Origin of the sequence: Burkholderia sp. KCJ3K979 (assembly GCF_016759955.1) — a bacterium.
GTDB lineage: Bacteria > Pseudomonadota > Gammaproteobacteria > Burkholderiales > Burkholderiaceae > Burkholderia > Burkholderia orbicola.
In genome coordinates this window covers 1-19,277 of record NZ_JACFYV010000127.1, presented here as the reverse complement: position 1 = coordinate 19,277, position 19,277 = coordinate 1, and the positions used below count along the sequence as shown (strand labels likewise).

The window sequence follows — 19,277 nt, the reverse complement described above, 5'->3', positions numbered from 1 at the left end:
GTACTTCGGTGCAGCGGAAGCGAAAAAACGTGGAGCGGAATCGTTTGCGTGGCGGGCAATCCGTCGGATTGCTTGCATCGGACGGTATCAAGAACGAAAGCGCGGTGTCAAACTTTTTTTGATTATATGAAATAAAATTAAATCGAATAAACCGCAATGATTTTGAAAAGATCGGCAGTGTTTTGTAATGTTCGAAACCTGCAAGGTAGGTAATGCCGAAAGCGACTCGCCGATCCTTTCCGATGCGTATTGAAACGGCTGTTCGTTATCGAGGAAATGTTCGAATCGCCGGCGCCTGTCGTTCGGTTAGCTGAAGGTCTTCGACGCAGCGGAACAGCGCGTCGACCTGCTGAAGCAGCGCGTCGCGCGCGGAAGCGTCCGCATCATCGGTGGCGAGCGCCTTGATGGCGTCGAGCCGCGTTTCGAGTTCGGCGAGGTGGGTGAGCGTGACGCGACTGCTGCTGGCGACGGTGGCCGTCGCATCGGAAGGATTCGTGGATTTCATTGAGTGAGTCATCGCATTGAAGTGGTCGATGAAGCGCGCGAGGTCGGCCGGGCAGCCGTCGCGGGAAACCGTGCGCGCCGACGGATCGCCGGCCACGATCCGGCCGGCGGTGTCCGCCATCGCGTCGAGCGTCGCGAGCATGCGGCGGAGCAGCCTGAACAGGTCGAACGCGGCGGCCAGCAGGCAGACGAACAGCGCCGTCGCCAGCATCAGGCAAGTGGACGCACTGCGGAGCATCGCGTCGGCGCTCGCGTCGTGCGGCAACGCGGCCGGCGCATGCAGTGCATGGACGACGAACGCAACGGTGCCGGCGAGCAACACGACGACGATCGCGGCGAGGCCGATCGTCTGCCCGATTTGCCGACCGGGCCTGACCGGCCGCATCAATGCACGCCCCGCAGCCGGTAGCCGACGCCGCGCATCACTTCGGGCATGCCCGGTGCGCCGGCCTGTTCGAGTTTCTTGCGCAGCCGGCAGATGTGGCTGTCGACCGTGCGTTCCAGCGCGCTGACGTCGGCCATGCACGCGTCGAGCAATTCGCCGCGCGTGAACACGCGGCTCGGCGATCTCGCCATGTGCGCGAGCAGCCGGAACTCCGTCAGCGTCAGTGTGATCGGCACCTCGGTGCCCGCTGTGCGCACGCGGGCCAGATAGCTGTCGGTGTCGATCTCGAGGTCGCCGACGCGCAGCATGCGCAGGGTCGGCGGCGCGGCGGACCGGCGCAGGATCGCGCGCAACCGCGCGACGACCTCGGCCGGGTTGAACGGCTTGACGATGTAGTCGTCCGCGCCGGCGTGCAGTGCCTGCAGCCGGTCGAGATCGCGATCGAACGCGGTGAGCACGACGACGGGCGTGTTGTCGCGCCGTCGCAGTTCGGCGAGCACGTCCCAGCCGTTCTTCTGCGGCATTTTCACGTCGAGCAGGATCAGGTCGGGCTTCAGGTGCGGCTGCATGTCGAGCACCGCTTGCCCGTCGGCGACGCGGTAGGTGCGAAAGCCGTCGTGTTTCAGGTAGGCATCGAGGATGTCCGAGATGTCGGGCTCGTCTTCTGCAATCAGTATCAGGGAATTCGTCATGGAGTGTGCCGTGCCGTGTCGAACAATCGGGGCGGCTCGTTGCCGGGCCGGAGCGCACCGTTTCGCCACGCTGCCGCGCGGGACGGAACGGCGCCGTTCGTTCAGTTCTGCACCACGCGCTTCGACGGTGCGACGTCCTGGTCCGTGAGGCCGCCGCCGAGCGCCTTGTACAGCGCGACGGCATTGCCGAGCTCGCTGCGGCGCAGGTCGAGCAGCGCCTGTCGTGCCGCATAGAGCTGCCGCTGCGAATCGAGCAACTCCAGCCGCCCCTCGACACCCGCGCGATAACGCAGGTTCGACAGGTCGGTGCGGCGTTCGGCCGAGCCGACCACGCGCGTTTGGGCTTCGATCTGACGGCCGAAGGTTTCACGTCCGGCGATGCCGTCGGCCACTTCGCGGAACGCGGCCTGGATCGCGCGTTCGTACTCGGCGACCGCGCTGGACTTGCGCACTTCCGCGAGACGCAGCTCGGCACGCAGCCGCCCGCCCTGGAAGATCGGCACCGTGACCTGCGGCGCGAAGCTCCATACGCGCTGCCCGCCGTCGAACAGGCTGCCCATCGCGGGGCTGAGGAAGCCGATCGACGACGTCAGCGACAGGCGCGGGAAGAACGCGGCGCGCACGGCGCCGATGTCCGCATTCGCGGCGACGAGATTCTGTTCGGCGTGCTGGATATCCGGGCGACGGAACAGCAGTTCAGACGGCAAGCCGGCCGGCAGTTGGGTCATCACCGGTTGCTGCTGAAGCGGCAGCGGCTCGGGCAGATCCTTCGGCAGCTCGGTGCCGATCAGCAGGCGCAATGCATTGCGTGCCTGCTCGACGGCGCGCGTGAGCGCTTCGAGATCGGCCGTCGCGCTCGCGACCTGGCCTTCGGCCTGCGCGATGTCGACGCCGCTCGCCTGATGCGCTTCCTTCAGGCGGCGCGCGAGATCGAGCGACTGCTGCCAGTCGGCGAGCGTGCGTTCGGACAACTGGCGTTGCTCGTGCGCGAGGCGTTCCGCGAAGTACGCGTCCGCCACGCCGCCGACGAGCGAGATCTGCACCGCGCGGCGGCCGTGATCGGTCGCGAGGTAGCGCGCGAACGCCGCATCCGACATCGATTTCACGCGGCCGAACAGGTCGATCTCGAACGCGCTGATGCCGACGTTGACGCCGTACTGGTTCTGCGTCGCGCCGAACAGCGGCGGATTCGACTGCGTGTCGTCCGACGTACGCTGGCGCGTGAAGTTCGCGCCGGCGCTGATCGACGGCAGGCGCGCGGCACGCTGGATGCCGTACTGCGCTTCGGCGGCCTCGACGTTCAGCGCGGCCACGCGCAGGTCGCGGTTGTGCTCGAGCGCGAGCTCGATCAGGCGTTGCAGGCGGCGGTCGCCGAACATCGTGCGCCAGCCGAGGTCGGCGGCGTTCGCGTCGGGATTGGCGGCAGCGGCGGTGGTGTAGGCCGTCGGCACCGGCATCGACGGTCTGACCAGCGTGGGCGCCAGCGAGCAGGCCGACAGCGCGAGGACGAGGGGAAGAATAAGCAATCGCATGGCATCAACCTTCCTGTTCGTGAGTCGGGGAAGCCGGCTGCGTGCGGGAAGCCTGCCATGCGCCGATACGCTCCTGGATACTCATCACGAACACAAAGAAAACAGGGACGAAGAAAATAGCCAGCACCGTGGCGGTCACCATGCCGCCGAACACGCCGGTGCCGATCGCGTGCTGCGTTTCGGCGCTGGCGCCGGTCGCGATCATCAGCGGCACGACGCCGAGGCCGAACGCGAGCGAGGTCATCAGGATCGGGCGCAGGCGCAGCTTCGACGCCTGCACGGCCGCTTCGATCAAGCCCTTGCCTTCCTCGCGCAACTGCTTCGCGAACTCGACGATCAGGATCGCGTTCTTCGCGGACAGGCCGATCACGGTGATCATCCCGACCTTGAAGAACACGTCGTTCGGCATGCCGCGCAACAGCACCGCACCGATCGCGCCGATCAGGCCGAGCGGCACCACGAGCATTACCGACAGCGGGATCGACCAGCTTTCGTACAGCGCGGCGAGCACCAGGAACACGACGATCATCGACAACACCATCAGCATCGGCGCCTGCGACGCCGACTGGCGTTCCTGCAGCGACTGGCCGGTCCACTCGACCGCGAAGCCCGGCGGCAGTTGCGCGGCGAGCCGTTCCATCTCGGCCATCGCCGCGCCGCTCGACTGGCCGGGCGCCGCGTTGCCGGAAATGCGCGCGGACGGATAGCCCTTGAAGCGCACCATCTGCAGCGGCGTGTCGGTCCACACGGGGCGCACCACCTCGGACAGCGGCACCATGCCGCCGGCCGCGTTGCGCACGTACAGCTTCATCACGTTGTCGATCTGCATGCGTGCCGGCGCGTCGGCCTGGATGATCACCTGCTGCATGCGGCCCGCGTTCGGGAAGTCGTTCACGTAGGTCGAGCCCATCGCGGTCGACAGCGTGTCGCTGAGCGTCGTGAACGACACGCCGAGCGCCTGCGCTTTCGCGCGGTCGATCTCAAGGCGGATACTGGTGCCGGCCGGCAGGCTGTCGGGGTACACGCCGGTCACGACCTTGCTTTGCGCGGCGAGTTCGAGCAGCTTGACTTCCGCTGCCTTGAGCGCCGCCGCGCCCTGGTTGGCGCGGTCTTCCAGACGCATCGAGAAGCCCGAGCTGTTGCCGAGTTCGTCGATCGCCGGCGGCAGCAGGCTCATCACCGTGCCTTCGGTCACGCCGGCCATCGCCTGCTGCGCGAGCATGCCTTCCTCGATCGTCGACGCGCCGCCGCGGTTTTTCCAGTCCTTCATCACCGACCAGTTGATCGCCGCGTTCGAGCCCTGGCCCGAGAAGCCGTAGCCGATCACGGAAATGCTCGACTGGATTGCCGGACGCGAAGCAAGATGCTTCTCCAGCGTCTTGACCACGTCGTGCGTACGCTCGGCGGTAGCGTCGGCGGGCAACAGAAAGCTGGTGATGAAGTAGCCCTGGTCTTCGTCCGGCAGGAACGACGACGGCAGGCTGCGGAAACCGAGCACCAGTGCGCCCGAAATCGCGACGAACACCAGCATCACGCGGCCCGTGCGACCGACCAGGCGGCCGACGCGCGTCTCGTACCATTTCGTCATGCGATCGAAGCGGCGGTTGAACCAGCCGAAGAAGCCGCGCTTCTCGTGATGGCCCGGTGCGAGCGGCTTGAGCATCGTCGCGCACAGGGCCGGCGTGAGCGTCAGCGCCAGCAGCGCGGAGAACAGGATCGACACGGCCATCGACAGCGTGAACTGCTTGTAGATCACGCCGACCGAGCCGCTCGCCATCGCCATCGGCAGGAACACCGCGGTCAGCACCAGCGTGACGCCGATGATCGCGCCGGTGATCTCCTTCATCGCCTTCGACGTCGCGTCCTTCGGCGACAGTCCTTCCTCGGCCATCAGGCGTTCGACGTTCTCGACGACGACGATCGCGTCGTCGACGATGATGCCGATCGCGAGCACCATGCCGAACATCGTCAGCACGTTGATCGAGAAGCCGGTCAGCAGCATCACCGTGAACGTGCCGAGCATCGCGACCGGCGCGACGATGGCCGGGATCAGCGTATAGCGCACGTTCTGCAGGAACAGGTACATCACGAGGAACACGAGCACCATCGCCTCGAGCAGCGTGTGCAGCACTTTCTCGATCGAGATCTTCACGAACGGCGACGTGTCGAGCGGGATCGAGTAGCTCATGCCCGACGGCATCGGCTTGCTCAGTTCGGCCATGCGGGCGCGGATCGCGTCCGCGGTCTTCACCGCGTTGGCGCCAGGCGCGAGCTGCACGCCGGCGAGGGTGGCCGGCTTGTTGTTCTCGCGGCTCACGAACGTGTAGTTCTGCGAGCCGAGTTCGACGCGGGCGACGTCGCCGAGCACGACCTTCGAGCCGTCCGCGTTCGCGCGCAGCACGACCTTCGCGAACGCCTCCGGCGTCGTGAGCTGACCTTGCGCGGTGAGCGGCACGGTCACGCGCTGGCCGGGCAGCGCGGGCAGCGCACCGAGGCTGCCCGGCGCGATCTGCACGTTCTGCTGGCCGATCGCGGTCGTCAGGTCGCTCATCGACAGGCCGAAATTGATCAGCTTCTGCGGATCGACCCAGATGCGCATCGCGCGTTCCGAACCGAACTGCAGCACACGGCCGACGCCGTCGATGCGCCGCAGTTCCTCGGAGACGCTGCGCGCCATGTAGTCGGCGAGCGCGCCTTCGTCGAAGCGGCCGTTGTCGGAGCGCAGGCTGACGATCATCAGGAAACCTGACGACGCGGATTCGACGATCAGTCCGTTCTGACGCACGGCGGCGGGCAGGCGCGGCTCGACCGACTTGATCTTGTTCTGCACGTCGACCTGTGCCATCTCTGGATGGGTGCCGGGCTTGAACGTCACGGTGATCTGCGCCTGGCCCGAGGTATCGGCCGACGATTCGAAGTACAGCAGGTTCTTGACGCCGGACAATTCGCGCTCGATGAGGCTCAGCACGCCGTCGTTCATCGTCTGCGGCGTGGCGCCCGGGTAGCTCGCGGTGATCGTGACGGACGGCGGCGCGACCGACGGGTAGCGCGCGACCGGCAGTTGCGGGATCGCGATCAGCCCGGTCAGGATGATGAAGAGCGCGATCACCCACGCAAACACCGGGCGTCGGATAAAGAATTCAGCCATGGCTGGAGGCTCCTCGTGACTCAGTGCGCGGACGCGTTGGCGACCGCGTCAGGCGACTTCCAGTCGGTCGCGGCAGCCGGCGCGCCGTCGGTCAGGCGCTCCATGCCTTCGACGACGATCTTCTGGCCGGCCTGCAGGCCCGACTTGATGCGATAGCTGCGGTTCGTCAGTTCACCGACCTCGACCGCTTTCAGGTGAGCGGTACCTTTCGCGTCGAGCACCCACACCTGCGGCTTGCCGCCGGCGCGCACGATGGCCTGTTGCGGCACCATCACGGCGTTGGCGTAGTGCGCGCGCGGAATCCGGGCACGCACGTACATGCCCGGCAGCAACTGGCGTTTCGGGTTGTCGACCAGCACGCGCAGCAGCACGTCGCCGGTGCCCGGATCGACGTTGACGCCCGAGAACAGCATGCGGCCCTTTACGTCGTAACGCGTGTCGTCGTCGCGCAGCACGTCGACCGGCAGGCCGTTGCCGTCCGACGCTTGCGGCTGCGACGCGAGCGCGTCGCGCAACGCCTCGAGCGAGGCGGCTGGTTGCCGCACGTCCACGTAAACCTGGTCGATCTGCTGGATGCGCGCCATCGGCTGGCTGTCGCTGCTCGACACCAGCGCGCCTTCGGTCACGAGCGCCTGGTCGATGCGGCCGGCGATCGGCGCTCCCACGGTCGCGAACTTCAGGTCGAGCTGGCGGCGCGCGAGCGTCGCGCGGGCCTGCGCGACGTCGGCCGCGGCCTGGTCGCGTTGCGATACGGCGTCGTCGTACACCTGGCGGCTGATCGCGTCGGCCTCGACGAGCGGCTTGAAGCGCGCCGTCTGCACCTTCGCGCGCTCGAGCGCGGCCTGCGCACGCTGCAGCGAGGCGGCGGCCGTGTCCATCTCGGCCTTGAACGGTGCCGGATTGATCTGGAACAGCGGCTGGCCGGCGCGCACTTCGGTGCCTTGTTCGAACAGCCGGCGTTGCACGATGCCGCTCACCTGCGGCCGGATCTCGGCCACCCGCACGGCCGCGACGCGGCCCGGCAGGTCTTCGGTCACGTCGACGCGCGTGGCGGCCACCGTCATGGCCGCGACCGGGGTGGCCGGTGCGGCGGCCTGCTGCTCGGACGGCCCGCACCCCGCCAGCATTGCCGCCACCAGCGCGCATACGGCGCCGTGGCAGCATCGTTTCTGATTCTTCATAGCGACTCCAGGAAGCGCAGGCAGCCCACTGCCTGCTTTGACGGGGCGGAGTGTGCTTGGATTAGTTGGGGGCTTTGATGCGGAAAGATGGAGATTCGATGGAGGCGGCGAAAGGCGCCGAAAGGAGGGGATGAGCCGAAGCGGAATGCTCGGACGAACAGGGTGCGGCGCGGTGTCGGGCGCGCGGTGTTTCGGCTCGACGCGCGTGCCGGCTCGCGCTAGTGGTTAAAGATCGAGCCGGCAGGGGGGGCGGAGGAACTGCACGACGAGGCGCGGTGCGTCTGCAGCTGGCTGGCCATGACGGGGCCGCTGGGCGCACACGTGCACGACATGGCGCCGGCATCGCGCGATGGCGACGCGGATCGGGTCAGCGAATGGGGCGCGCCATTTGACGCGCGGGCGCGCTACGGTTTGGCGCCGGCATTTCGCAGTGCGTCCGCGGCATACGTGTTGTCGTGCGTCAGCGCGAGTTGAAGCAGTGACTGGCCGCGCCGGTCGACATGGTTCGGATTCGCGCCATGCGCGACGAGCAGCGGAATCAGCTCGAAGCGGTTGAACAGCGTCGCGAATCCCAGCGCGGTTTCGCCGGCGCCGTTCGTCTGGTCGATCGGGCAGCGCGTGTCGATCAGGCGTCGCGCGATATCGGGCTCGTTCCGGAAGAGGGCGCCCATCAGCGCGGTGTTGCCGTGACGATCGCCGACGCACGCATCGGCGCCGACCGACAACAGGTAGTCGAGCGCCGCGGGCTGGCCGTCGTACGACGCGAGGATCACGGCCGTATAGCCGTGGCTGTCGGTGGCGTCGACCGGATAGCCGGCATCGTGCAACGCGCGCAGGATATCGACGCGGCCGACGCGCGCGGCGTCGAACCAGTCGCCGTCATAGCGGCGCAGCGCGGCAGGGTCGGCCTTGCCGTACATCGGCTGGTCGGGCAGGTGCGCGCAGCCGGCGAGCGCGGCCAGCGCGAGCGCTGCCACGGCCGCACGGATCGTGTGGGGGAAGCGTTCGGATCGCATGAGGGTGTCCTGATGAAGTGGCCGGGCCGACGTGCGCGGCGCGTGTCGCACACGTCGGCAGCGACCGGAGTCGCGGGGATCAGTTGTCGCTCAGCTTCGCCGCGAGCGACTGCACTTGCTGGACGTTCGCGTGAACGGCCTGCGCGAGCCGCGTACCGTAATCGGCGTCCGCCTTGTAGAAGTACGACAGCATCGCGTACTGGTTCTGCGCATTCTTCACCTGGCCGAGGTCGCCGGACAGCGCGGTGACGAGGTCGTCCTTGTCCTGTTGCGACAGGCTGCGGTAGTACTCGCCCGCCTGACGGAACGGCAGCTTCTTGCGGATCGCTTCCTGCTGCGTCGTGCCGCTGAGCGTCATGCGGACCGACTTGTACTGCGGGTCCTGCGCGAGTTCGTTCAGCGTCGACGGTTCGTAATTCACCTCGCCCTTGCGGTCGCCGGCGTTCATCTTGCCGTCCTGGTTGTTGTTGACGACCGGCACGACCGGGCGATTGATCGGCAGATCCATGTAGTTCGCGCCGAGCCGGTACATCTGCGTGTCGGCGTACGCGAACAGGCGATCCTGCAGCATCCGGTCCTCGGACGGCTCGATCCCCGGCACGAGCCGCGACGGCGCGAACGCCGATTCCTCGGTCGACTGGAAGTAGTTGTCGGGCACGCGATTGAGCGTCATCGTGCCGATCTTGCGTTCAGGCACGCCGGTCCACACCTTCGTATCGTCGAGCGCGTCGAAGTCGAAGCGGTTCAGATCCTTCGGCGTGAGCACCTGCACGTACAGGTCCCACTTCGGGAAATCGCCCTGTTTGAGCGCGCCGTACAGGTCGTTCGTCATCAGGTTCCAGTCGCGGCCGATCGACGCCGGGATTTCTTGCGGGCGCAGGCCGTGTACGCCTTGCTGGCTCTTCCAGTGGAACTTCACGTAGTGCACGTCGCCTTGCGCATTGACGAACTTGAACGCATGCACCGCGAAGCCGTCCATGCGGCGATACGAATCGGGCATGCCCTCGTCCGTGTACAGCCGCGTCAGCATGTGGGTCGCTTCGGGCGTGTGCGCGAAGAAGTCGAACGCGAGGTTCGGGTCCTGCACGCCGGTCACGGCGCTCGGCTTGTTCGCGTGCACGAAGTCGGGGAACTTGATGCCGTCGCGAATGAAGAACACCGGCCAGTTGATGCCGACCATGTCCCAGTTGCCCTGCTGCGTATAGAACTTCACCGCGAAGCCGCGCGGGTCGCGCGCCTGCTCGGGCGAGCCGCGATAGCCCATCACGGTGGAGAAGCGCACGAATACGGGGGTGCGGGTGCCCGGCGTGAAGACTTTCGCTTTCGTCAGGTCGGAGATGTCGGCGCTCGGCACGAACTCGCCGAATGCGCCGGTGCCGCGCGCATGCACGACGCGCTCGGGAATGCGTTCGCGGTCGAAGCGCTGCAGTTTCTCGATGAGCGCGGAATCCTGCAGCAGCACCGGGCCGGCGGGGCCGGCCGTCTGCGAATTCTGGTTGTCGCCGACGGGCGCGCCGGTGTCCCGCGTGAGTTCGGCGGCGTACGGAGAGGCGGAGAGTGCAACGCAGATTGCGGCGACTGCGTGCCGCAGCACGCGATGGGAGGGTGAGGACATGACGATGGAACTCCTTGATCCGATCGGTGGTGGGGAAACCGACTGAATTAGAAGAGATCGTCAGACGATTGGCTAATTGATATTCGATATGTTTTCGATAGCCGTGGGATCGATGCGGCGCGAGCCCGTTCGTTGCGCAAGAACCGAAGCGGGATTGTTGCGCGCGCAATGAGTTATTGCTGGATTGTTTCAACGAGCATGATGCATCGGTCGCGCATGATTTGCGGCGGTGCGTCAACCGGCGCTTGCCTGCCAGCCGAGCCCGAGACTCTTCTGCACCGACACGTAGTTCTTGATCAGTTCGGCCTGTCCGGCGATCACGTTCTGCTGCGCGGCGAGCGCTTCACGTTGCGTATCGAGCAGGTCGATCATCGACGCGACACCCGCGCGATAGCGCTGGTCCATCAGCGCGCGCGAATGCACGGCCGACGTCTGCACCTTCGTCAATGCGACGACGTGCTCGCGCTGATGTCCGTAACGCTGCAACGCGGTGTTGGCATCCTGTAATGCACCGAGCACGGCCTTCTGATAATTCGCCTCCGCTTCATCCCGCGACGCTTCTGCCGCGCGTACCGCGCCACGCGTGCGTCCGAAGTCGAGAATGTTCCATTGCAGGTATGGCGCACCGACCCACGTGAAATTCTGCTTGCGGAACAGGTGGCCGGGGTCCGTCGCGCTGAAGCCGAGATCGCCGAGCAACGTCACCTTCGGAAAATAGTCGGCGACATGCTCGCCGATCTGCGCATTGCTGGACGCAAGCCGGCGTTCGGCCGCGCGAATATCGGGGCGCTGTTTCAGCAGCGTGGCCGGATCGCCGATCGCGACGCTGGCGGGCAGCGTCGGCAATGCCGCGTCCGGGGTCGACAGCGCGGCATCGAGCGCACCCGGCGCACGGCCCGTCAGGATCGCGAGCCGGTCGAGCGATTCGGTTACCTGGGCATCGAGCGGGATCAGCGACGCGCGCGTGTTTTCGACCTGCGTCGTCAGTCGCTCGATGTCGGCATCGGCCGCGACGCCGCGCGCGCGGCGCTGCTGCGTGAGTTCGAGCATCTGCTGCTGCAGTTGCGCGGTGCGCTTCGACAACGCAAGTCGTTGCTGCTGGTCGCGCAGGTCGACATACGCATTCGCGACTTCGGCCGCGATCGACACCTGCGTGTCGGCGAGATCGGCATCGACGGCTTCGGCCTGGGCGGATGCGGCTTCGACCGCGCGGCGCATGCCGCCGAACAGGTCGATTTCCCAGGTCGCGTCGAAGCCCGCCGAATAGAGTTGCAGCGGCCCCGAGCCGCCGAGCGACGGCGACGTGCCGCCCGATTGCTCCGAGCCGTTCGACGGTAGCAGCGAGCCGAGCGCGCTGACGTCCGGCTCGCGCATGCGGATGGCCGCGACGGTGGCCGACGATTTCGGCATCTGCGCGGCGCGCTGTTGCGAGAGCTGCGCGCGTGCCGCGCGCAAGCGGGCCTGCGCCGCGTGCAGATCGGGGTTGTACACGAGCGCGGCGACGATCAGCGCGTCGAGCTGGCGATCGTTCAGCGCATGCCACCACGCGCTCGGCGAGGGCAAGGCGGTGTCGACGCCGGTGGCCGGCGCACGCACGAAGGTCGATGCATCGGGCGCGGCGGGCGCGCCGCGGTAGTCGGGGCCGACCGTGCAGCCGGCGAGCAGGCACGCGGCCGCGCACAGGGTGAGCGCGGAGCGGCGGGGCAGGGAGAAGGGTTTCATCGCGTATGACGGGTCAATGGCCGGACGACATCGGTTGCGGCCCGCGTGGCGTTCTCAGCAGCAGCGCGAGCGGCACGCAGGCGAGCAGCGCGAGGCCCAGCAGATAGAAGGTTTCGGAATAGGTCATCACGACGGCCTGGATCTGGATCTGCTGCGCCAGCTGGCCGAGCGCGCGCAGGTTCGAATACGCGAGATCGCCGGTGTGCGCGAACCAGTTGGCCGCATAGGCCGACAGGCGATCCTGCCCGATCAGCGAGTTCGCGGTCACCGATTCGCGCAGCGCGGCCGTATGGAAGGTCGTGCGCCGGTCGATCACGGTGCCGATGATCGCGAGCCCGATCGAGCCGCCGAGGTTGCGCGCCATGTTGTAGAGTCCGGCCGCATCGCCCGAGTCTTCGCGCGCGACGGCCGCCATCGACGCCTGGTTGAGCGGCATCATCGCGAGCATCTGCGCGAGGCCGCGGATCAGTTGCGACCATACGAAATCGTGGCCCACGCTCTGTGCGGTCAGGCTGATGTCGAGCATGCAGCTCAGGCAGAACAGCAGCAGCCCCGCGATCACGAGGATGCGGAAATCGACCTTGCCGAGCAGGCGCGGCAGGATCGGCATCACGAGAAAGGCCGGCAGCCCCGACAGCAGCATGATCGCACCGGCCTGTTCCGCGTTGTAGCCGGCGACGATCGCGAGGAACTGCGGCAGCAGGTAGGACACGCCGTACAGCCCGGCGCCGACCGCGGACACGATCACGATCACGCTCGCGTAGCGCGGGTTGCGCATCAGCGACAGCCGCATGATCGGCCGCTTCGCGAAGCGCTGCGACAGCGCGATCAGGACCATCCCGACGAACGACACGATGCTCAGCGTGACGATCATCTGCGATTCGAACCAGCGTTCGCGCTGGCCTTCCTCGAGCACGACGGTCAGCGAGCTCAGGCCGATCGCGAGGCCGAAGATGCCGAGCCAGTCCGCGTTGAAGAATGCGCTCCATTGCGGGCGGTCCGACGGCAGCCCGAACACCAGCAGCGCCATCAGGAGCAGGCACACGGGCAGGTTCAGGAAGAAGCACCAGCTCCAGTTCACGTTTTCCGCGAGCCAGCCGCCGAGCACGGGGCCGAACAGCGGCCCGAGCAGCACGATCAGGCCGAACAGCGTCATTCCGACCGGCAACTGCGACAACGGCAGGCGCGTGCGGATGATCGTCTGCGCGGTCGGAATCAGCGCGCCGCCGGTGAAGCCCTGGCCGATCCGGCCCGCGATCATCATCGGCAGCGAATGCGACCAGCCGCACATCATCGAGAATGCGATGAACAGCGCGGAGTTCGTCAGCAGGAAATTGCGCAGCCCGAACACGCGCGTGAGCCAGGCGGCGAGCGGGATCATCACGATTTCCGACATCAGGTAGCCGGTCGAGATCCATGTGCCTTCGGTGCCGGTCGCGCCGATTTCGCCCTGGATCTGCGGCAGCGCGGAATTCGTGATCGAGATGTCGAGCGTCGCCATCAACGCGCCGAGCGCGCCGGCCGCGACCGCGATCCAGTCGGTCACGCTCGCGCGGCCTTCATGCGGCGGCAGGGGGATCGTGGCGGGCGTATCAGCCATGACGCTGCTCGTCGCGGGCCGAGCGCGTATCGACGTCGACCGTCACCGACAGCCCGGGCAGCAGCATGCGTTGCGCGCGGGCGTTCGCGGCGAGACGGATGCGCACCGGCACGCGCTGGACGATCTTCGTGAAGTTGCCGGTCGCGTTCTCGGGCGGCAGCAGCGCGAACTGCGCGCCGGTGCCGGGCGCGAAGCTGTCGACGACGCCGGACAGCGGGCCGTCCGGCAGCGCATCGATATGCAGCTCGACGGGCTGGCCGATGCGCATGTTGCCGATCTGCGTTTCCTTGAAGTTCGCGACGAGGTAGATCGAATCGACCGGCACGACGGTCAGCAGGCGCGTGCCGGGCTGCACGTATTGCCCGACGCGCACCGTGCGATCGCCGACGCGGCCCGCGAGCGTGCTGCGCACGATCGTGTTGTCGAGGTCGAGCTGCGCCTGCGCGGCGCTGGCCTGCGCGGCCTCGAGCTGCGCACGCGCCTGCTGAAGCTGGGCGGTGAACGATGCGATTTGCGTGCGAGCGGCGGCGATCGACGCGTTGTTCGCGGCGAGCGTCGCCGCCGCCTGATCGCGCGTGCTTTTCAGGTCGGCCACGCGTTCGTGCGTTTCGGCGCCGGTCGCCGCGAGCGGCGCATAGCGCGTGTACTCGTCACTTGCGTGCTGCGCGTTGATGCGCGACACCTTCGCCTGCGCGTCGGCCTGCTCGAGATTCGCGCGCTGCTGGCTGATGTCGGCTTCGGCGCGCGCGATATCGGCGCGGCGGGCATCGACGGTCGCCAGCGCTTGCGCGAGCGCCACCTGGTACTGACGGACGTCGAGCCGCACGAGCGGATCGCCGGCCTTCACGGGCTGGTTGTCGCGCACGTAGACGTCGGTCACGTAGCCGGCGACCTTCGGCGCGGCGGTCATGCTGTCCGCCTGCAGGTACGCGTCGTTGGTGCTTTCGATGAAGCGGCCGACCGTCCACCAGCGGCCGAGCCAGACCGTGCCGCCGACGGCCGCGAGCACGGCGGCCACGAGCAGGATGCGCCGCCTCGTTCCGCCGTTGCCGTTGCGCGGCGTTGTTCCGTTTTCCTGACGATCTGCTTTCTGTGGCGGGTCTTGTGGCGTCGACATTCGGGATCCAAATTATTCCAAGTGGAAGAATTATTCCAGTTGATAAAATTGTGTCAAGTAGAATGTGGATCGATCGAATGACGAGGAAGGCATGAACGAAGCGAAGAAGCTGCGCCGCACGTCGGCGGGCGGCTACGCGCGCGGCGACGAGACGCGCCAGCGGATCATCGAGGCGGCGATCGAACTGTTCGGCGAACGCGGGTTCGCGGGGGCGTCGACGCGCGAGATCGCCGCGATGGCGGGCGTGAACGCGCCGGCGCTCCAGTACTACTTCGAGAACAAGGAAGGGGTGTACCGCGCGTGCGTCGAGACGATCGCCGAGCACGGCTGGCAAGTGTTCGCGCCGGCGGTCGGCCATGCGCGGGCGATGCTCGACGGCCATGCGAGCGTCGATGCGCTGATCGATGCGTTCGTCGGGCTGCTGCGCGCGCTGTCGGACCGGATGTTCACCGCGCCGAAGACGATGAACCAGCGGATGTTCTTCGCGCGCGAGCAGGGCGGCCAGGAGCCGGCGAGCGCGAGCGAGATCCTGATGACGCGTATGCGCAAGCCGCTGAACGACGTGAGCGCGGAATTGATCGGCCGCATCACGGGGCGACCGGCCGACGATCCCGTCACGCGGTTGCGCGCGCTGAGCCTGTTCGGCCAGATCACGGTGTTCCACGTCGCGCAGCGTTCGGCGCTGCAGTTGCTCGAATGGGAGGCGTTCGAAGGCGAGCGCGCGGCGCTGGTGACCGACACGATTGCCGACCAGACGCGCGTGCTGCTCGAGCAATGGCATGCGCAGCGCGATGCGGGTGCCGCCGGCGCGGAATCGGCTGCGAAGCGCGCGCAGGGTGCCGCGGCGAAACGACGTGCGGCGAAGCCGGGGGCGGTACCGCCCGCCGCGAAAAGCACGACGCGCGTGAAGAAGCCCGCCGCGCGTTGAGCGCGGCGGGTCACCGGCCGCGGGCGATCGCGATCAGCCCGGCTTGCGCTCCGCTTCGTCGGGCGATGGCGGCCGGGCTGCCGTCTCGGCGGTATTCCGCGTGTCGGGGCGCGGGTCGTTTTCCTCGCTGCCGACCGGCCGCGATCCGTCCGCATAGGCGACGACACTGCGCTGCGGATTGGCGATCCGGATTCCGCGTTCGCGGAACGTCTCCGCGATCCGTCGGTTGAATTCGCGCTGCACGCCCCAGCGCGCCGAGTCCGTACATTGCATCTGCCCGGCCAGCGCGAGCGCCGCGCCGTCGACCTGGTCGATACCCCAGTAGCTGAAGTCCGACAGGATGCCGTCGTGGTATTTCGGATCGTCGCGCAACGCGGCGCCGATTTCCTTCAGCGTCGCGATCGCGCGCTCGATGTCCTCGCCGTACGCGATGCTCACCTTGACGGCCGCGTTGCCGAGCCCGCGATTCGTGTTGTTGACGGTCGTCACCGAGCTGAACGGGATCGTGTACAGCGATCCGTCGCCGGCGCGCAGCCGCACCGTGCGGATCGACAGGTATTCGACCGTGCCCGACACGCCGGCGAGCGTGACCCAGTCGCCGACCTGCATCGCGTTCTCCATCAGCAGGAAGATCCCGGTGATGAAATCCTGCACGAGCTTCTGCGACCCGAAACCGAGCGCGACGCCGAAGATGCTGGCGCCGGCCAGCAGCGGGCCGACGTTGACGCCGAGCTCGCTGAGGCCCGTCAGCACGACGACGAGCGCGATCATCACGAACAGCAGCGAGCGCAGCATCGGCAGCAGCGTGCGCAGGCGCGCGGCGCGCACCAGGTTGCCTTCGCGCGTCCAGCGCTGCAGCCGGCGCTCGATCGCGATGTTGGCTGCCTCCCACACGACGAGCGCGACGATCGCCGCGATCGCGATCGTCACCAGCGCGGACGCGAGCCGGTGGCCGATCGTGCCCGTCTCGAACGCGCGGAAGATCGGCACGCCCCAGATCTGCAGCAGCAGCACGACGGTCACGACGCCGATCGCCCCCGACACGATCTGGCGCAGCAGCGGGTAGTAGCGGTACGCGTGCAGATGAACGAGCGTGCGGTCGTCGTCGCGGCGCTGGAACAGCCGCGCGAGCGCGCCGAACACGACGATCGACACCATCCGCATCGCGATCATCACGGCGATCGAGCGGCCGCCGAGCGTGATCAGCACGCGATAGCCGTTGTGGACGTCGAGCGCCCACACGAACCACAGTGCCATCACGATGAAGACCGACACGGGCGCCCACGCGTCCGCGAGCGCGTTGCCGACGACCGTGAAGGCCGGACGATCCGCGCCGGCGGCACGAATCCGTGCCGCGACCGGCCGGCGACACTGCAGGATCAGCACCGAAATCATCACGTGCCCGACGAGGGCGACGGCCTTCAGCAGCGCGACGTGGCCGGCTTCACTCAGGCCGAAGTTCGCGGCGATCTCGACGGCCGCCGTGCACGCGCCGACCACGATCACGATCCGTGCGATCGAGCGTTGCACGAAATCGGCCCATGCGTCGCTGATATGCAGCAGCCGCAACTGCCGCGCATCGGGCTGGAAGAACAGCCGGCTGACGATCGTGATGAGCCGGCAGATCACGTAGGTGTCGATCAACGCTTCGAGCGCGGCTTCGATCGGCGTGTCTGCTTCGACGAGCAACGACATCGTCAGGCTCGCGACGCCGACGAACACGAGTAGCGGCACCGCGCGCAGCGCGAGACTGACGAGTGCGCGCGGCATCCGCTGCAGCAGCGTGGTGTGCCGGCGGGCGTGGCCTCGGCTTTGCGAGGATGCGGGGGTGACGCCTGCGGTGTCCGGGGCTGCGGTGTCGGGTGGGGTGGACGTATCGGGCGGCGGCGTGGGGGCCGCGTCCGGTGCGGCGGAATCGGACGCGGTGCGCTGCGACGTGTCGGCGCGGCGCGCGGCGACTGCCGTCAGCGCGCGTCGCAGCAGCCGCTTCGCGAGCCATTCGACGACGAGCGCTGGCAGGAGTACCGCCACGAGGATGCCGAGCGTGCGCGTGAGATCCGCACGCTGGTCGGCGCTGACGAGCTTGTCGTGCCACCAGCTTCCCACCGAACCGATATCGAGCAGCGAGCGCAGCGATTCCTGCAGCGCGTTGCCGATCTGAGTGGCCCAGCGCGATCCCTGGCGGACGAGCATCGAGGCGAGCCCGTTCGACGTGAGCGCGGCCGGCGCCGCGGCGGCCGATGCGCCGCTGGCCGCAGGCGCTGCGCTGGCCGGCACGGCGGGTGCGCTCAATGCGCCGACGGCCGCGATCGCGCGCAGCGTCGTTTCGACCTGCGCGCGATCGCGCGGGTTTTCGAGCACGTTCAGTGCCTGCCGCGCCTCTTGTGGCGTCAGTGCGGGCGCGGCGCCGGAGGCAGCCGACGCGGCGGCCGGAGCGGGAGCGGCCGCGTGGGCGGCCGACACGACGGCGGCGAGCAGCCAGCCGAGGAGGATATGTCGCATGGAGTGGGCATGCGGGTGCGTCTCGTCACGCGGCCCGCGAGGCTGAATGATGGACGGAAGTTAACATGATTGCGATCGCGACCGAATAGTTCCGTCGCCGGCTATTCGGATCAGGCATGAGCGACGCGACGCAGGCGTCCCGTGTTCCCGATCGTAAGGCGTCTGTAACGCGTGCTTTCCGATGCCGATGGGCGAAGCGTCACCCGATGAGCGTTCGTCCGGTCTCGTTCCACGCTGGCATCACGTCAGGTGAATTCGGATTCCTATGAATCAGGCCGGATCGTCATGAAATGCCGGCAAGACGTGCGCCGCGATTTCTTCGATGACGTCGCGCACGGGCCGGTCCGATCCGGGGTTCAGCGTGACATGGTGCGTTCCCGCCGTGCGCATGTCCCGCAGGATATCGGCTAACGCATGGCGCCCGGTTGCATAACCGAGCGGCAGCGCGGTGGCGGGCGTATCGGGATGTGCGGCGAGGTCGAGCCGCATCGATACGCCGAACGCGCGAAATTGCGGCGACGCGAGCCGGTCGACCGCCGCGCGCCACATCGAATAGCGGGCGCGCTGCGTATCCGGATCGCGGTGATAGGTCATCCAGCCGATCGAATGGCGGGCAATCCAGTCGACGCTCTGTCCGCCCGAGCCGACCGCAAGCATCGGCACCGCGTCGCCGTCGCGCGGCAGCAGCGTGAATTCGGGCGCATCGGGCGGCGCCTGGTCGGGCAGCACGCGCGACGGTACGCCGAGCGCGGCCGCGACGACGTCCCAGTGCGCGCGATAGCGGTCGCGCCGGGTTTCCGCGTCGACGCCGAACGCCGCATATTCGGGCGGCCGGTCGCCGGAGCCGAGTCCGAGGATGAAGCGTCCGCCCGACAGCGTCGCGACCGACAGCGCGCCTTTCGCGATATGCAGCGGATGGCGCAGCGGCAATACGATCGCGCCGCTGGCGAGCGCGATCCGGCGGGTGCGCGACGCCAGTGCGCCGAGCAGCACCCACGGGTCGAGATGGCCGACCGGGTCCGGATAGTCGGCGCTGTTCAGCGGCACGTCGCGAATCCACAGCGCGCGAAAGCCGAGCGAATCGGCCAGTGCCGCGAGTTCGAGTTGTTCGTCGAAGTCCGCGACGATATGGCCGCTGCGAAGCAGCGGAAGGGTGAGGCCGATCGACAGCCGCCCGTCAGCAAAGACACGCTGCGCGACGTCGGGGCGGGCGGGAACGGTTGGGGGCATGGCGAATCCTTGAAGGCGAGGCAGGGCGAACGCACAGTGTTCCGTGTCCGAATGCTAGCGTGTTTGCGCGATGCCCGAGCGGGACGGCGCCGCGCTGCGCTAAAC

At 67.6% G+C, this 19,277-nt stretch carries 13 protein-coding genes; 1 reads left to right on the top strand and 12 read right to left on the bottom strand.

What is annotated here, in order from left to right:
- Window positions 1-265: 265 nt before the first annotated feature.
- The 10 genes from H3O04_RS23355 to H3O04_RS23310 all read right to left on the bottom strand — a co-directional run bounded on the left by H3O04_RS23355 (window position 266) and on the right by H3O04_RS23310 (window position 14,512).
- Window positions 266-769, bottom strand: coding sequence for a histidine kinase (locus H3O04_RS23355; RefSeq protein ID WP_237666392.1), 504 nt, complete (start codon window positions 767-769; stop codon window positions 266-268).
- A 119-nt stretch (window positions 770-888) separates the two neighbouring features.
- Entirely contained in the window at window positions 889-1,581 is a 693-nt protein-coding gene (locus H3O04_RS23350) for a response regulator (RefSeq protein WP_034174873.1), read from the bottom strand.
- A gap of 101 nt (window positions 1,582-1,682) precedes the next feature.
- On the bottom strand, window positions 1,683-3,113 hold the full coding sequence (locus H3O04_RS23345) for an efflux transporter outer membrane subunit (protein ID WP_202588524.1): 1,431 nt from the start codon (window positions 3,111-3,113) through the stop codon (window positions 1,683-1,685).
- Between the two features lie 4 nt (window positions 3,114-3,117).
- On the bottom strand, window positions 3,118-6,261 hold the full coding sequence (locus H3O04_RS23340; protein ID WP_202588523.1) for an efflux RND transporter permease subunit: 3,144 nt from the start codon (window positions 6,259-6,261) through the stop codon (window positions 3,118-3,120).
- Window positions 6,262-6,281: 20 nt separating this feature from the next.
- A complete protein-coding gene (locus tag H3O04_RS23335; RefSeq protein WP_202588522.1) occupies window positions 6,282-7,442 on the bottom strand; it encodes an efflux RND transporter periplasmic adaptor subunit in 1,161 nt (386 codons plus the stop codon).
- A 404-nt stretch (window positions 7,443-7,846) separates the two neighbouring features.
- Entirely contained in the window at window positions 7,847-8,458 is a 612-nt protein-coding gene (locus H3O04_RS23330; protein ID WP_034174872.1) for an ankyrin repeat domain-containing protein, read from the bottom strand.
- Between the two features lie 79 nt (window positions 8,459-8,537).
- A complete protein-coding gene (locus tag H3O04_RS23325) occupies window positions 8,538-10,073 on the bottom strand; it encodes a catalase (RefSeq protein WP_006479391.1) in 1,536 nt (511 codons plus the stop codon).
- Window positions 10,074-10,307: 234 nt separating this feature from the next.
- The gene (locus H3O04_RS23320; RefSeq protein WP_202588521.1) at window positions 10,308-11,795 is read right to left on the bottom strand and encodes an efflux transporter outer membrane subunit; all 1,488 of its coding nucleotides are present in this window, start codon (window positions 11,793-11,795) and stop codon (window positions 10,308-10,310) included.
- Between the two features lie 13 nt (window positions 11,796-11,808).
- Window positions 11,809-13,395, bottom strand: coding sequence for an MDR family MFS transporter (locus H3O04_RS23315; protein WP_202588520.1), 1,587 nt, complete (start codon window positions 13,393-13,395; stop codon window positions 11,809-11,811).
- A complete protein-coding gene (locus tag H3O04_RS23310; RefSeq protein ID WP_202588519.1) occupies window positions 13,388-14,512 on the bottom strand; it encodes an HlyD family secretion protein in 1,125 nt (374 codons plus the stop codon). Before H3O04_RS23310 ends, H3O04_RS23315 begins: the two co-directional genes overlap by 8 nt.
- A 91-nt stretch (window positions 14,513-14,603) precedes the next feature.
- Between H3O04_RS23310 and H3O04_RS23305 the strand changes: the two genes are divergently transcribed.
- Entirely contained in the window at window positions 14,604-15,440 is an 837-nt protein-coding gene (locus tag H3O04_RS23305; RefSeq protein ID WP_034175292.1) for a CerR family C-terminal domain-containing protein, read from the top strand.
- Window positions 15,441-15,473: 33 nt separating this feature from the next.
- On the opposite strand, the gene H3O04_RS23300 is transcribed toward H3O04_RS23305, so the two are convergent.
- A complete protein-coding gene (locus H3O04_RS23300; RefSeq protein WP_202588518.1) occupies window positions 15,474-17,942 on the bottom strand; it encodes a mechanosensitive ion channel family protein in 2,469 nt (822 codons plus the stop codon).
- Between the two features lie 270 nt (window positions 17,943-18,212).
- Complete coding sequence (locus H3O04_RS23295; protein ID WP_202588517.1) at window positions 18,213-19,172, bottom strand: LLM class oxidoreductase; 960 nt, start codon at window positions 19,170-19,172, stop codon at window positions 18,213-18,215.
- Window positions 19,173-19,277: the final 105 nt, after the last annotated feature.